Source organism: Jeotgalibacillus aurantiacus (assembly GCF_020595125.1).
In the GTDB taxonomy this organism is placed as follows: Bacteria; Bacillota; Bacilli; order Bacillales; family Jeotgalibacillaceae; genus Jeotgalibacillus; species Jeotgalibacillus aurantiacus.
The window spans coordinates 308,933-321,731 of sequence record NZ_JACNMS010000003.1 but is presented as its reverse complement, the minus strand read 5'-3'; the positions used below and the strand labels follow the sequence as shown (position 1 = coordinate 321,731).

The 12,799-nt window shown below is 43.5% G+C and carries 15 protein-coding genes; 3 read left to right on the top strand and 12 right to left on the bottom strand.

Annotation, left to right across the window (positions count from 1 at the left end; translation table 11 throughout):
• Window positions 1-236 precede the first annotated feature (236 nt).
• The 6 genes from H7968_RS11325 to H7968_RS11300 all read right to left on the bottom strand — a co-directional run bounded on the left by H7968_RS11325 (window position 237) and on the right by H7968_RS11300 (window position 6,209).
• Window positions 237-1,556, bottom strand: coding sequence for a copper amine oxidase (locus H7968_RS11325; protein ID WP_227396262.1), 1,320 nt, complete (start codon window positions 1,554-1,556; stop codon window positions 237-239).
• Window positions 1,557-1,693: 137 nt separating this feature from the next.
• Window positions 1,694-2,233 (bottom strand): FixH family protein, encoded by a 540-nt coding sequence (locus tag H7968_RS11320; RefSeq protein WP_227396261.1) that lies wholly within the window; start codon window positions 2,231-2,233, stop codon window positions 1,694-1,696.
• A 94-nt stretch (window positions 2,234-2,327) separates the two neighbouring features.
• Window positions 2,328-2,879, bottom strand: coding sequence for an SCO family protein (locus H7968_RS11315; RefSeq protein WP_227396260.1), 552 nt, complete (start codon window positions 2,877-2,879; stop codon window positions 2,328-2,330).
• Window positions 2,876-4,270, bottom strand: a complete 1,395-nt coding sequence (locus H7968_RS11310; protein ID WP_227396259.1) for a sensor histidine kinase — start codon at window positions 4,268-4,270, stop codon at window positions 2,876-2,878. The genes H7968_RS11315 and H7968_RS11310 overlap by 4 nt, the downstream gene beginning before the upstream one ends.
• Complete coding sequence (locus H7968_RS11305) at window positions 4,267-4,944, bottom strand: response regulator transcription factor (protein ID WP_227396258.1); 678 nt, start codon at window positions 4,942-4,944, stop codon at window positions 4,267-4,269. Before H7968_RS11305 ends, H7968_RS11310 begins: the two co-directional genes overlap by 4 nt.
• A 431-nt stretch (window positions 4,945-5,375) precedes the next feature.
• On the bottom strand, window positions 5,376-6,209 hold the full coding sequence (locus H7968_RS11300; RefSeq protein WP_227396257.1) for an SDR family oxidoreductase: 834 nt from the start codon (window positions 6,207-6,209) through the stop codon (window positions 5,376-5,378).
• Window positions 6,210-6,366: 157 nt separating this feature from the next.
• Between H7968_RS11300 and H7968_RS11295 the strand changes: the two genes are divergently transcribed.
• Both H7968_RS11295 and H7968_RS11290 read left to right on the top strand, forming a co-directional pair.
• Window positions 6,367-6,714: a PadR family transcriptional regulator gene (locus tag H7968_RS11295; RefSeq protein WP_134373344.1), complete on the top strand. Its 348-nt coding sequence runs from the start codon at window positions 6,367-6,369 to the stop codon at window positions 6,712-6,714.
• On the top strand, window positions 6,701-7,714 hold the full coding sequence (locus H7968_RS11290; RefSeq protein WP_227396256.1) for an HAAS signaling domain-containing protein: 1,014 nt from the start codon (window positions 6,701-6,703) through the stop codon (window positions 7,712-7,714). Before H7968_RS11295 ends, H7968_RS11290 begins: the two co-directional genes overlap by 14 nt.
• Here H7968_RS11290 and H7968_RS11285 read toward each other — a convergent pair.
• The 6 genes from H7968_RS11285 to H7968_RS11260 all read right to left on the bottom strand — a co-directional run bounded on the left by H7968_RS11285 (window position 7,711) and on the right by H7968_RS11260 (window position 12,361).
• Window positions 7,711-8,193 (bottom strand): divergent PAP2 family protein, encoded by a 483-nt coding sequence (locus tag H7968_RS11285; protein ID WP_227396255.1) that lies wholly within the window; start codon window positions 8,191-8,193, stop codon window positions 7,711-7,713. The two genes, H7968_RS11290 and H7968_RS11285, sit on opposite strands and share 4 nt — an antisense overlap.
• A 133-nt stretch (window positions 8,194-8,326) precedes the next feature.
• Window positions 8,327-9,835: a CPBP family intramembrane glutamic endopeptidase gene (locus H7968_RS11280; RefSeq protein ID WP_227396254.1), complete on the bottom strand. Its 1,509-nt coding sequence runs from the start codon at window positions 9,833-9,835 to the stop codon at window positions 8,327-8,329.
• Window positions 9,836-9,854: 19 nt separating this feature from the next.
• Window positions 9,855-10,280: a hypothetical protein gene (locus H7968_RS11275; protein WP_227396253.1), complete on the bottom strand. Its 426-nt coding sequence runs from the start codon at window positions 10,278-10,280 to the stop codon at window positions 9,855-9,857.
• A complete protein-coding gene (locus H7968_RS11270; RefSeq protein WP_227396252.1) occupies window positions 10,273-10,482 on the bottom strand; it encodes a helix-turn-helix transcriptional regulator in 210 nt (69 codons plus the stop codon). The genes H7968_RS11275 and H7968_RS11270 overlap by 8 nt, the downstream gene beginning before the upstream one ends.
• A 144-nt stretch (window positions 10,483-10,626) precedes the next feature.
• Window positions 10,627-11,652, bottom strand: a complete 1,026-nt coding sequence (locus tag H7968_RS11265; protein WP_227396251.1) for a phosphotransferase enzyme family protein — start codon at window positions 11,650-11,652, stop codon at window positions 10,627-10,629.
• 16 nt (window positions 11,653-11,668) lie between these two features.
• Complete coding sequence (locus tag H7968_RS11260; RefSeq protein WP_227396250.1) at window positions 11,669-12,361, bottom strand: DUF2306 domain-containing protein; 693 nt, start codon at window positions 12,359-12,361, stop codon at window positions 11,669-11,671.
• Between the two features lie 175 nt (window positions 12,362-12,536).
• Here H7968_RS11260 and H7968_RS11255 point away from each other — a divergent pair, with 175 nt between their 5' ends.
• Complete coding sequence (locus tag H7968_RS11255; protein WP_227396249.1) at window positions 12,537-12,722, top strand: hypothetical protein; 186 nt, start codon at window positions 12,537-12,539, stop codon at window positions 12,720-12,722.
• Window positions 12,723-12,799: the final 77 nt, after the last annotated feature.

Below are 12,799 nucleotides of genomic sequence, written 5' to 3'. Positions count from 1 at the left end.
ATTTCCAGAAAGAAGGGATTTATTTTTCAAACGATTGAATAACTCACAGCAATGAAGGAATTCTCATCGGCACCTTTGTCTTCTGAAATTATTTATGATTTCAAACACCATTTACCCAACCCAATCCATCCGCGAAAACACCCCTATGCACCACATCATCAATCTTCCGCGTCAAACTCCGCTCTCCAAACAAAAAACCGGAACAGCATCACCTGTCCCGGCCTCATCAAACATCTTTAGTTCTGCGTTCTTCTGCGAACTGCGAATACGCCGCCTGCTGCAAGAGCCATCACGCCAAGTCCGGTCCACAGTGCCATGTCGGGATTTCCTTCTGTCTGGCTTCCACCTAAGCCTGCATTCGGCATATCGCCAGGCATTTCACTGCCGAACTGATCAGGGAACTGGGCTGCAATGGCTCCACCTAATGCTTCTCCAACACCATACATGTACTGGTAGCCTTCACGCAGCTTCATCACTGCCGTGTCATAGTCTCCATCTGCATAAGCCTGTGCTGCTTCCTGTTTCAGTTCTTCATGACCTAAAACAGCTGCCTGTGCATCTTCAGTTGGCAGGTTTTCCTCTGTTGCAGCGCCAAGGAATGCGCCAAAGTCGTTAGCAAATGTTGCAAATTGCTCTTTAGCCGTATTCACTGCTTCTTCATCACCTGCAGCAAGACCTGCCGCTAAAGCACCTTCTGCTTCAATATGGTTAGCAGTCCATACACTTTCAAACTGACCGGCTGCTTCATCACCATAAATAGAAGCAATCGCTGCTTTAAAATCCTGTGTATGCATATCTTCTGCCCATGTAACAAAATCATAATCTGCAGTTCCTTCAATACCGCTGATCATACCCATTACCGCTAATGCATGGTGCTCTCCAGCCAGACTGTTCAGCGTTGAACGGAGATCAGATGCGGCTGATGATACGTCTCCTCCAAATTGATCGGGATATTGTGTTGCGATCGCACCGGATAATGCTTCAGAAATCACAAACATATGATCATAGCCTTCACGGAATGCTTCAAAGGCACCTACATAGTCTTCTGCCACATAAGCGTCAAAGAAGGCAAGTACGTCTTCTTCATGAGCACGAATTGCTTCCTCTGCTGCATCCTGTGGAAGGTTACCTTCAGTTGCTGTAGCTAAAAATGCTGAAAACTCAGTAACAAATGCCTCTACTTCTTCCTCTGCTGCCGCTCGGGCTGCATCATCTTCAGCCTGTGCAGCTGCTACGATATCCGCCGTGTAATCATTATGTCCACGGAAGATCCGCTCAAATTCAGCAGCCCCTTCTTCACCATAAATAGAAGCAATGGCAGGCGTCATATCTGCTGCATTCTGATCAAGCGCTTGAATAAACGCCTCTTCATCCGGCGCATCCAGATAATCCTTCACCATTGCGTTAGTTGCCAGTACGAAATGCTCTGATAATAAGTAGTCAAGGTCAGCGCGAAGATCTGCGCCTGATCCTGTTTCTTCTGCTGATGCTGCAGTTGGCATTAATAGCGCCATTCCCAAAATTGGAGCGGCTGCTTTTTTAAGTTGTTTTTTCATGTTGCTCACTCTCCTTGTTTTAACCGTTTAGGCAGGAAACGGAGCAACGAGAGAAATGGATCAATTTTTTTATGAATTTGTTTGAACCATTTATTAAGAGAAATAAAAAAACAGCACAGAGGCTGTTTTTTCAATCCCTAAAAATATATCGCTTTTTTATGATCGTGCCCTTCATCAGCATCATCATGTGATTCCTCACTATGCTCTTCAGAATCTTCTCCATGCATATGGTTACTTTCCTGATTTTCTGCATTTACAGCCGCCTGCTCGATCTGTTCTTCAGTAGGCTCTCCAACGTTAAACTGCATTTTGGGCATGACGTGCATATCACGCGCTGTTGTATGTGCCTGAACCGTATAGACACTCACTTCCTCAAACGTGTGCTCAAGCTCATAAATGCCGTCGCCTACATGCTCAGCTTCATGTCGGACACTTTCTGTTCCCGCCGAATCATTCCAGATTTCAAAAAGAACCTCATTGGCATCCTCTACCGGCTCACCACCCTGCGTAATCTCAGCGCGCAGTGGGACTACTGTGTTTTCTTCAATTGAATCCGGCAGCTGAATATCTACCTCAACCATTTGTGGCGTTTCATTATTGATGACAGTCTCTTCCTCTGTACAGGCTGCAAGCAGCAATGTCAGAGCACCAATTAGTAAAAATGAATATTTCTTCATTCAAAAAATCTCCTTTATTTAACGATACTTTTATTATAGACCCCTTGTGTGAAATGTAAGTGAAATGCCTTCACTCTTCACAGATTGTCTATAATTACTGTATGCGTTTGACATCAGCAATGATTTTATCCACGACGTCTTCTTCCGTAAAGTTATACTCGTTTACAATCCTGCTTTCCTGATCCATCACGTAAAATGTTACGCCGTGCAGCACCTGATCGGTATTTTCGGGTTTATTGACAAGTGTCTGAAATTCATCCAGCGCGAAACGTTCAATCTCAGCCTGGCTGTAGCCGGTGAGCGCATGCCAGTTGTCCTGATTGTCTGTGAACTGAGCAAGATAATCCTGCAGCACTTCAGGAGTATCAATTTCAGGATCTACACTGAAGGATACGATTTCAGCCTCAAGTCCTTCTTCTTCAAGCTGCGCCTGTATATCAGCCATTTTATAGGTCATCGGCGGACAAACCGTATCGCAGTTCGTAAAAATGAAATCGGCAATCCAGACCTTTCCCGCAAGCTGTTCTGTTCCAAACTCATTGCCCTGCTGATCAGTAAAACTGAAGGCATTGACAGGATCCCCTGCAGGCTCCCCGCCACATGCAGTTAATAGTAAAACGGTCATTAGTAATATCCATTTTTTCATTGTGCCATTCCTTCCTTCGGGAGCATAATCCGGACGGTAAACAGCTGATCCACATCTGCATCAATCAGCCATTGGCCACCCTGTACCCGGACGATTTCTTTTACAATCGCAAGACCCAGTCCTGTTCCACCTGTTTTTCTGTTGCGATCCCGATCTGCCCGGTAAAAGCGTTCTCCAATACGTTTCTTTTCAGCTTTTGTTAACTGTGGCGCTTCGTTGACCACTTCAATTTGCACTGAATCCTTAACCTCTTTCAGCAAGATCTGAATTACACTATTTTCAGGAGAATATTTCACTGCATTTTCAATGACATTATAAAACACCTGCTGAAGCCGTTTTTCATCCTGCAGCATGATCACTTCTTCATCAGCCTCTATCTCAAAAGTCAGCCCGCGTTCTTTCGCTAAAATAGAGAAAAGTCCAAGCGTTTCGTATAAAAGTTCTGCCGCAACGATCGGCTGAAGATCAAACGTCAGCTGATTTTCCTGAAGACGGTTCAGCTCCACCAAATCCGACAGAAGCCGGTTCATTCTCCCGACCTCACTTTCAATTGTGGATAAAAGCACCTCTTTTTCAGCCTCTGGCGCTTTTTTCAGCCGCTCCGTATAGCCCTGAATGTAGGTAAGCGGCGTTCTTACCTCATGCACAATGTTGGACAAAAATTCTTTTTTGCGCTCCTCTTCTACTTCAAGCGTTTGAGTCATTTGATTCAGCGCCTGTGAAACCTGACCGATTTCATCGAGCTGCCTGACTTCAAGACGCTGGCGATAGCTGCCCATCGAGACACTTTTAGAGAAATCCTGAATCGCCAGCAGCGGTTTAAATAATGATTTTCTGATCTGATTCACCAGCAGACTGATAAGCAAAAAGAAAACCAGTGCCATGCCAATCAGCCATGGAATACTGCTGCCAAACACCTGCGCAAGCCCTTCAAGGGGAACGAAAATATAAATATAACCGACGGGTGACGTTCCATCCGTAATCGGATATACTGCCCCGATCACTTCACGGTTAAATGCTTCCACATAGCCCTCCTTCATAATGGAACGGCCGCTCTCCAGAAAAGCGCGATCCGCCTCTTCAATCAGCCTCTCATCCCCTATTTGATACGGAAAGGAAGTATTCAATTCATCCAGGTTATCAGCCACAAGGACCTCGTATTCAGAAACGACATTATACCAGTGAATTTTCTCAATGATTTCCTCAGAAAGCTCACCGGAATGATAGTGAGAAGCAGTCCGCTGTCCCTGATATTCCACAGATTCTCTCACAGTCGTTAAATATAAGTCACGATAAGAAAAATGAAGGAATATAAATGCACTGATCAGCGTCACAGCAATGCTTCCAAGCAAAAGCAACAGGATTTTTCTGCTGAAATTCAACTGCTTCATTGAGAATCCTCCAGCCTGTACCCTGTACCTCTAACTGTTTTAATGAGTTCTCCCTGACTGCCGAGCTTCATGCGCAATGTCTTCACGTGCGTATCTACCGTCCGGTCAGATCCTGGATAATCCGGTCCCCATACAGCAAACATAATCCGTTCTCTTAAAACCGTTCTTCCTTTTTCCTGCATCAGCAGAGAAAGCAGATCGAATTCTTTTTTCGTTAGCGTGACAGGAACGCCGTTATTCATGATCTCTCTGTACTCAGGATCCAGCTCAATCTTTCCCGCTTTCAGTATATTGAGCTTCAGCTGTTTTCCTGCACGCCGAAGAACCGTTTCCACCCGGGCAATCAGCTCCCCTGAATGAAACGGCTTGGCAATATAATCGTCCGCACCAAGACGCAATCCCTTCACCTTATCCCACTCTTCTCCTCGTGCAGAGAGGAAAATAAAAGGCAGCTCAGATGACTTTCTTACTTCTTTTATCAATTCAAATCCGTCCATAAACGGCATCATAATATCCGCAATGATTAAATCGGGTGAATGCTGCGCCAGGACCTGCAAAGCTGCTGCTCCATCACCCGCCTCTAATACCTGATATCCGTCATCGCGTAAAAAGGAGCTGATCAGCTCACGCATCGGCTGTTCATCCTCTACTACCAAAACGACCGCCTTCACCATCGAAATGCCCCGCCTTTTCAATCATTTTCTTCCATTGTATCAGCTTTGTGTGAAATTCAGGTGAAGTGAGGACGTTTTGACGCGGCGGTAACTTTGTCCACAAGTCATGCTCTCTTCGCGGCAAATGGGGGTTGGTGGTATTGATGGAATTATCATTTATAGTGAAGGGTTCCTGATTGTGAATGAGGGAATTCAGCATTTGTAATGAAGGAAAAATTTCGTAACGGTGTGCATGTGATCGAATTAATTTCCAGAAAGAAGGAATCCATTTTTTATAAGAGGGAATGACATTTTCAAACGAATGAATCACTGACCGCAGTGATGGAATCCCGCGAAACACAACCGCCAACAATCAATCAGACCCTTTTCGCGTCAAACAAATAATAGAAAAACCGGAGCCACATCACGTAACCCCGGTCTCCATCGTCCTATTATAAACCGGTACGCTCTTCACTCCAGCCCCACAGTTCTTCTGCGAGCCATTCGTTTTCAGCGTCCTTTGATACGTCGACTTCTTTCATTTTATAAAAATATTTGCCGGTTACATATTCCACTTCTGGACTTGAAGCAAGATACACAGTTGTTTCTGCCCCTTCCTCAGCGGATTGGAAAAACGGCTTCAGCACCTTATGAACACCGCGGCCGAATTCAGTTTTTCTGTTCACACCCAGGTTGGTTGAGACTGCACCGGGATGCACAGCATTGGCTGTTACGTTCGATCCTTCGAGCCTTTTTGACAGTGCTTTCGTAAAAAGAATATTGGCAAGCTTGGAACGCCCATACGCTTTTGCTACGCTGTACCCTTTCTCAAAGTGAGGATCGTCAAAATCGATGCGTCCCCATTTATGCGCACCTGAGCTTACCGTTACGACTCGCCCCTGATCTGCTGCTTTCAGTTCATCCAGCAGAAGATTTGTCAGCAGAAAGTGCCCGAGGTGATTCACGCCGAGATGCGATTCAAAGCCGTCATCCGTCAGCTGTCTTTTCACCGCGACAACACCTGCGTTATTCACCAGAACATCCAGCCTGGAAAACTTCTTTTTAAATTCAGCAGCGAATTCCCGGATACTCTCAAGAGAGCCGAGATCGCCATACATTAACGTTAATTCTTCAGATCTGGTTTTTTCCTTTGCCGAGATCCAGGCAACTTTTCCACGGCGCGTGTTACGGCACATCATGACAACATGATAGCCCTTTTTGACAAGCTCAACCGTTGTAGCAAGCCCCATACCTGAATTGGCTCCTGTTACGAGTGCAACCTTCATCCTCCAAAAACCTCCCCGTCTAAACGTTGGTTTCATTATAACAAAGGCTTAGAGATATGGTGATTTTAAACCACCAACACTGTAGTTTAAATATCACCTATTGATGTATGTTAACTTATACTGTATAATACACAGCATAAGAACAAGAGGTGATGAAATGGCAGAAATTGTACCCTCTTTAACCACGGAACTCCGTCGCGGAACGTTGACATTGGCCGTCTTAAGTCAGCTCAGAACACCACAGTATGGGTACTCCCTTGTGCAAAGACTTGAAGCCGCAAGCATCCAGATGGATCAGAGTACGCTTTATCCGCTTTTAAGACGTCTTGAAAAACAGGAGCTGGTAACAAGCGAGTGGGATACGACTGAAAGCCGTCCGAGGAAATATTACGAATTAAGCTCCTACGGTCATGAAGTATTCCGGCAGTTAAAGACTGAATGGTTCAGAATGAATGAGGATTTAACCACCCTTTTAAAGGAGGAAGAAGATCATGAATCTGATTGATGCCTATGTGTATGAGGTCACACGCCGTCTTCCCGAAAAGAACCGTCATGATATTGGTCTTGAGCTGAATTCGATCATCTCCGATATGCTTCCCGAGCATCCGACTGAACAGGAAGTAAAGGACACACTTGCAAGAATGGGTGATCCGATGATTCTGGCTGCACGGTATGCAGACCGCCCCATGCATTTGATCGGTCCAGGTCTTTTTCCTTCGTACGTGTCAGTATTAAAAATTACCATGCCAATCGCTTTATCAGTCATTACGATCTCTATCATCATAGGGGAAATCACAGCATTTTCAGGAAATACAAACGTCATTAATACATTAATTGATGCCATTCTTTCTATTGGTGCAGGCATTTTCAGTGTTGCCGTTCAGGTACTCTTCTGGATCACTGCTGTCTTCTTTATGATTGAACGAAGCGGCGCGGTGAAGGATTCAACGCCTCTATCAAAATGGACACCGGATGAATTGAAAAAAACGGCCCTTCCGAAACGGACTATTTCCAGAACATCGTTAATTGGGAACCTAATCTGGACAGCAGTCTGGGCAACCGCCTATTTCAACGCTTCCTCCCTGATCGGAATTTATATCAACGGTGACATGACAGTACCAATTTTTAATGAAGAAATCCTTCGTTTGTATCTGCCGGTTGTTATTATCTTTATTGCTGCAGAAATTGCCATGACCTGTTATAAATGGGCTGTAAAGGTGTGGACTAATAGACTGGCTGTTATCAACGCAGTATATAATCTGATCTGGACAATAACAGCGATTGTATTCCTGACAAACCCAAACATCCTTCACCCGGACCTCGCTTCATTTTTGACAGATTTGTTCGGGGGCTCAGCAATTGAAACCACTAACTCGATTAATTGGGCCATCTGGACAACGATCGTCATTATCTTGATTTCCAGTATTATCGATTCCTATGAAGGCTTTTCAAAATGCAGAAAATCCATTAAACCACCAGGCACAAAAAAATCCGCTGCGGTTTAACGCTGCGGATTTTTTCCATGCTTTTTATCTTCAAGAAGAGCTGAGGCTACCCCGTACACAACCCCGAAAATGCCTCCGGCGAGTACTTCAAGCGGCTGGTGGCCAAGCAGTTCCTTCAATTCCTTTTCACGCTTTTCGTATTTCAAACTCGGGTAATCATCTGCGATCACACCCATGTGATCTTCAAGGTCATTGACAAGCTGAGCAATTTCACCCGTGTGCCGGCGGACACCTTGTGCATCATACATGACGATGGATCCGAAGACGATGGCTAGCGCTGTTTCAATATGGCGGGTTCCCCTGTTGGCTGCCACATAAGCAGCCAGAGACGCCACACCAGCTGAGTGAGAACTTGGCATACCACCAGTCTGAACGAGCGGCCGCCAATCCCATTTCCCTGTCATGCGTTTATGTGTGACAATCTTCAGCGCCTGCGCAATGCCAATCGCAGAAAGCGAGGTCACAATCCCTCTGTTCATCATTGTACTCCTCCTGTCCTTCCAAACATTCTGTTATGATTCATACCCTTCCTGATTAAAATTATGCTCTACACAGGAAATTTTCATAGCATCCGTTCTTCTAAATATTCAAAAAGACTAAACTGAACTAAACTTACATGACAAGCAATGGACCAACGACATGAATAACAACATTTGCGGAAAAATGAGCGATAATCGCAAATTCGAGTCCGATCCATAAAAATAATACTCCAAATACAATACCACCAATTCCGTTAATTAAAAGCATGCTAAGAAACAACCCGAGCGTCATATCAAAATGAGATGCTGCCAAGCTGAAATGCATCGCGCCAAATACGAGTGCTGAAAACACGATGGCAAAAGAGGTTTTCCATCTTGTAAGCTTGCCTTTTCCAAGCCTCGTAAGGACGAGTAGAACAAAACTGATTAAAAACATCCGGAAAATTGATTCTTCGTTTATAGCTGCTCTTGCTGCCCCCATGGTACCGAGCCACCATACAGGTTCATTAATAGATGACTGATCAATGCCAAGCGGTCTGGAAACGATTAAACTGACCAGAATGATCAGCAGACCCGTTGCCATGCCGAGCCCTGCTGTTTTAACTACCCGAATTCTCCAGCGCTTATTAAATTCAGGTATCTCTATCAGCTTTTTAAAAGGATGATGGGACGCTGCTAACTTTTTAATGATGAGTAAAGCCAGAAATACCATGATGCCCGTTTCCACGATTACCTGAAACACATAGAATGCGGTAAAGGAAAGCGGAGAGAGTCCCATCGTTATATGTAACTGCTCTCTTTCCATTGCATAAGGTGAAATCGCAAGTGCTCCCACAAAATTCAAAAACATAATCCCGAAATAAAGCTTCCAGTTAATAAGCGGAGCTTTTTTCTCCAGAACATTAACCTTTTCTTCAACCACTTCCTCAGATGCTGCACTGGCTGCTTCTATAAATCTTTCCGGTTCATCCAGATAAAGATAAGCTTCATTCACATAAAAAATCCTGCCGAAATAACCTTTTGCTTTTAACGGTTTTTTGAATATCACCTTGTGCGTCGGGGCATCTCCTACGCCAAAAACACGCGTTAGCGCCCTTGGAAATGCACTAACATGAAACGCGGATTTCGGATGAATCAGTCCCCCTTTAGCTGTGTACTCAAGCCCTGAACTTTCAAAGGTATCTATGTCTTTTGCTGAAAATGTCAATTCTCTTCTTGTACCGATTTTCATTGAGATGACACCATTCTGAATGGTCACAGGAGAGTGCCGAACCATCTGATAATCTCCTATCAGATAAATGACCGAATAAATATGTAAACCTGTCATGATCCAAACGGTATCCGGATAAAGAATTTTTAAGTAATAATGAAAGAAAAACATCTCTAAAACCTGCTCATGAACAAGTGCAAGAAAAAACCAGAAGTAAGCTGAGTTTTTATGATAATAAAAATAATTTGGGCCCTGCTTTCTTTTACCCCATTTAAAAAATGCATGATACAAAATAAGACCTTCTTTTTTTACCATTACCAAAAGCGGGTTCTCCTGAAGCTTACCCTGCTTATGGAGAACCACCCATGCAATTAATGCCGCTTCGAGTAATACAGCAAAAATGATGAGAGAAATCATTAAATCCCTGCTCATAATCCATCCCCCTCTTCGTCTAAATATGACGCCTCATAAATCCCCAGTAAATAAGGTATTGTACAGTTCCAAGCAGCATTAGAATCAGCACTGGAATATAGATGATTTCATGAAAATAAGCAGTTATCGCAATGGATGGCGGAATAGCCAGTGCATAAAACACGTACACGCTGCGGGTTGCTTTAAACGTAAGCCATTGCATCCCCTCGTCCTCTTCCCTTAACTCCATGGGCAAAATTTGAGGTTTGATTTTATTTTGCGGATTGCGCCAGTTATAGATTGGTATCAATCCAAGCAGAATAAGAATAGGGACCCCAAGCACCATGGAGTCTACTTTAAACCAGACAGGCATTTGATCACTATACTGTTCACTCAGCATGACCAACCCGAGTCCAGCTACGAGCATCACATTAAATAATGGTGACTGAAAAATTCTTTTAAGCATTTTTATCCTCCTCTACTCTGAATAAATCTTCTACACGAACCCCCATTACTGCAGCCATTCTCAGCGCCAGCAGGACTGAAGGTGCATAATCCCCTTTTTCAATCAAGCCGATCGTCTGCCTTGTGATCCCCATCCGATCAGCCAGTTCCTGCTGAGTCAATCCGTTGCGCATACGCCATTCCTTCACAGAATTTTTCAGCATGTTCCTTCTCCTTTTATTTTTTCTACTTATTGTAAATGTAAAGGATCGTTTGCATAATGTAAATGATCTTTAACATTATGTAAGAAAATAGTCACATATTAAAAGAAATTTATGCTATTAATTCACAATAAAAAAGACCCTGTTTTAAAGGGCCTGATTACAATTTAATAAAATCTCCTGATAATCCAATTCCACAATTAGCTCATTTTTCATCAGACGGTTACGAAGACTGCTTACAAGTGCTCTTTCACGCTCACCCGCATGTTCAAGATCCACTTTCTTATGAAAAACGCCATACAATGTATAGTCTCTCATTTTAAGAAACAGCGGCAGCTGCTCAATCCATTCTGGTTCAGCCTTTCTTTTTCGCTCATAGCCTCTTAAAAAGTCCTTTAAAAAGGCTCTTCCATGTGCTGAACGGTCATCTAAAGATAGATCATTGTATTTCCAGAGAATCATATAATACAGCGGAATCGCAATGTCACTCACATAGTGAAAATACATCGTATCATCAAAGTCAAACAAATGAATGTCTCCTTCATGATAGAAGAAGTTTCCTATATGTATATCTGAATGAATCAGTCCATAAGCGTCAGGTGCTGACGGCAGCTTCAGAATCTCCTGCACCAGTTCACGACCTTCATCAATAATTTTTTGATCCCTTGATGCATCCAGATACTTTTCAAGCTTAATCAGATCATCTTCATACCAGTGCGGACGGTCAATTTCTGACGTATTAAAGTTCTCCGCAGCCAGATGCAGTTCAGCCGTAATCTCACCCCATTTTTCGAACAAAGGTGTACCCAGCTCCGGACTGTTCAATTTGACTGAGCTTCCAGGCGCTTTATCAAATAAGCATGCATAAAAGTAGGACCCTTCGACCTCAAACTCTTCAACCAGCTGACCATGTAATGACTGATGGACAAGCGAGACATTGATTCCCTGTTCATGCAGATAGTTAATCCAGCGAAGCTCACTTTCCACTTGTGCTTTCGTCCGGTGAGTGGAATGGGTCAGTCTGAGCACTTTACTTTCATCCCCCACCTTCACTTCATACACATAATTTTCAAAGCCATTCAGGTTTTTCGCATCAGCAGCCGTTGCCCCATATCGCTGTGCCGCCTCTTCTAAAAGCGCCATTGAAAATAAACGTTCAACTTCCTTTTCCATTTAAAAGACCTCCATTTCAAGCTGCACTGGATACTGATCGTGCAGAAAATTTCTTTTTATAGTATACCGTCATCCCAATAATAACAGGCGTCAGCAAAATGGTAGGTAAAAACCATAACATAAGGCTGACAGATTCAATATTTAACAGACGCGGTGCGCCAAACACAGTAAAAGCCGTAATCGTGGAGATCGAGCAGCCCAGCATCCCGCCAAGATGCTCATACCACCAGTGCATCCGCTCATCCGGTTTTCTCAGCCAGTAGTTCAACTGTACAAACGCCAATGCAATCCCGACGACAGGAAACCACGATAATAGGGACGAACCGATCATAAAGCCATAGATAGAAGTAGCTGCTGCAGATAAAAGAAGCGCAAAAGAAAAACCTAAGTCCACAGCATGACGATGTACGACCAATCTCTTTTTAAATTTGAGAACCCGCAATCCATACCAGGCTGTTGAGCTGCTCAGCACAGCAATAAATAATAGAAAAACAGAAAATGAGATCAATTCCGGTGAGCTCTCAGGATCCACTAACCTCGCAGCGCCCATATAGAAAGCACTTATAGCTACAATCCCCATTCCGGCTGTATAGACCCAGCCTGCGAGACGATGTACCTTCCCACCTTTACGCGTCACAACAGGAATCAGAAACGTAAACAGCGCAAGAAATCCCCCGATAATATGTAAAAGCTTTATCATATCAAACATTAAACCACCTCTATTTACCATTATAATCTAATCCGAACATATCAATATGTATTTTGTGGTAATTATGTGTGAATTTTTTCATAACAGATTACTTTCCGTGAAAACGCTTACTTTTCAACGTTCGCAAACTCATTGTCAAAATGTTATAATAATTTATATAAGAGGAGGAAACATGATGATGGATCCCAAAGTGAAATATCTAATGCTCGTACTCCCGACGTTTATATTAAGTATTATTCTGCTGTATATTCTGCCCGAAAACCGGAGCTTATTAGCGATGTCTCCAGTGATCGGCGCATGGATCGTGTATTTTCTCTGGCAATACGCCAGTAAATCAAAAGATGATGAAGAACCGGTTTAAATCATTTTAAAATGGGGGTTATGAATTGGCAGTTTTATTCACATTTGTCGGAGATATAATGGCTGCAATTGCTGCTT

Bases quoted from the DNA above. Each gene is read 5' to 3' on its own strand.
- H7968_RS11325 (WP_227396262.1), bottom strand. From the start codon at position 1,556: ATGAAAAAACAACTTAAAAAAGCAGCCGCTCCAATTTTGGGAATGGCG.
- H7968_RS11320 (WP_227396261.1), bottom strand. From the start codon at position 2,233: ATGAAGAAATATTCATTTTTACTAATTGGTGCTCTGACATTGCTGCTT.
- H7968_RS11315 (WP_227396260.1), bottom strand. From the start codon at position 2,879: ATGAAAAAATGGATATTACTAATGACCGTTTTACTATTAACTGCATGT.
- H7968_RS11310 (WP_227396259.1), bottom strand. From the start codon at position 4,270: ATGAAGCAGTTGAATTTCAGCAGAAAAATCCTGTTGCTTTTGCTTGGA.
- H7968_RS11305 (WP_227396258.1), bottom strand. From the start codon at position 4,944: ATGGTGAAGGCGGTCGTTTTGGTAGTAGAGGATGAACAGCCGATGCGT.
- H7968_RS11300 (WP_227396257.1), bottom strand. From the start codon at position 6,209: ATGAAGGTTGCACTCGTAACAGGAGCCAATTCAGGTATGGGGCTTGCT.
- H7968_RS11295 (WP_134373344.1), top strand. From the start codon at position 6,367: ATGGCAGAAATTGTACCCTCTTTAACCACGGAACTCCGTCGCGGAACG.
- H7968_RS11290 (WP_227396256.1), top strand. From the start codon at position 6,701: ATGAATCTGATTGATGCCTATGTGTATGAGGTCACACGCCGTCTTCCC.
- H7968_RS11285 (WP_227396255.1), bottom strand. From the start codon at position 8,193: ATGAACAGAGGGATTGTGACCTCGCTTTCTGCGATTGGCATTGCGCAG.
- H7968_RS11280 (WP_227396254.1), bottom strand. From the start codon at position 9,835: ATGAGCAGGGATTTAATGATTTCTCTCATCATTTTTGCTGTATTACTC.
- H7968_RS11275 (WP_227396253.1), bottom strand. From the start codon at position 10,280: ATGCTTAAAAGAATTTTTCAGTCACCATTATTTAATGTGATGCTCGTA.
- H7968_RS11270 (WP_227396252.1), bottom strand. From the start codon at position 10,482: ATGCTGAAAAATTCTGTGAAGGAATGGCGTATGCGCAACGGATTGACT.
- H7968_RS11265 (WP_227396251.1), bottom strand. From the start codon at position 11,652: ATGGAAAAGGAAGTTGAACGTTTATTTTCAATGGCGCTTTTAGAAGAG.
- H7968_RS11260 (WP_227396250.1), bottom strand. From the start codon at position 12,361: ATGTTTGATATGATAAAGCTTTTACATATTATCGGGGGATTTCTTGCG.
- H7968_RS11255 (WP_227396249.1), top strand. From the start codon at position 12,537: ATGATGGATCCCAAAGTGAAATATCTAATGCTCGTACTCCCGACGTTT.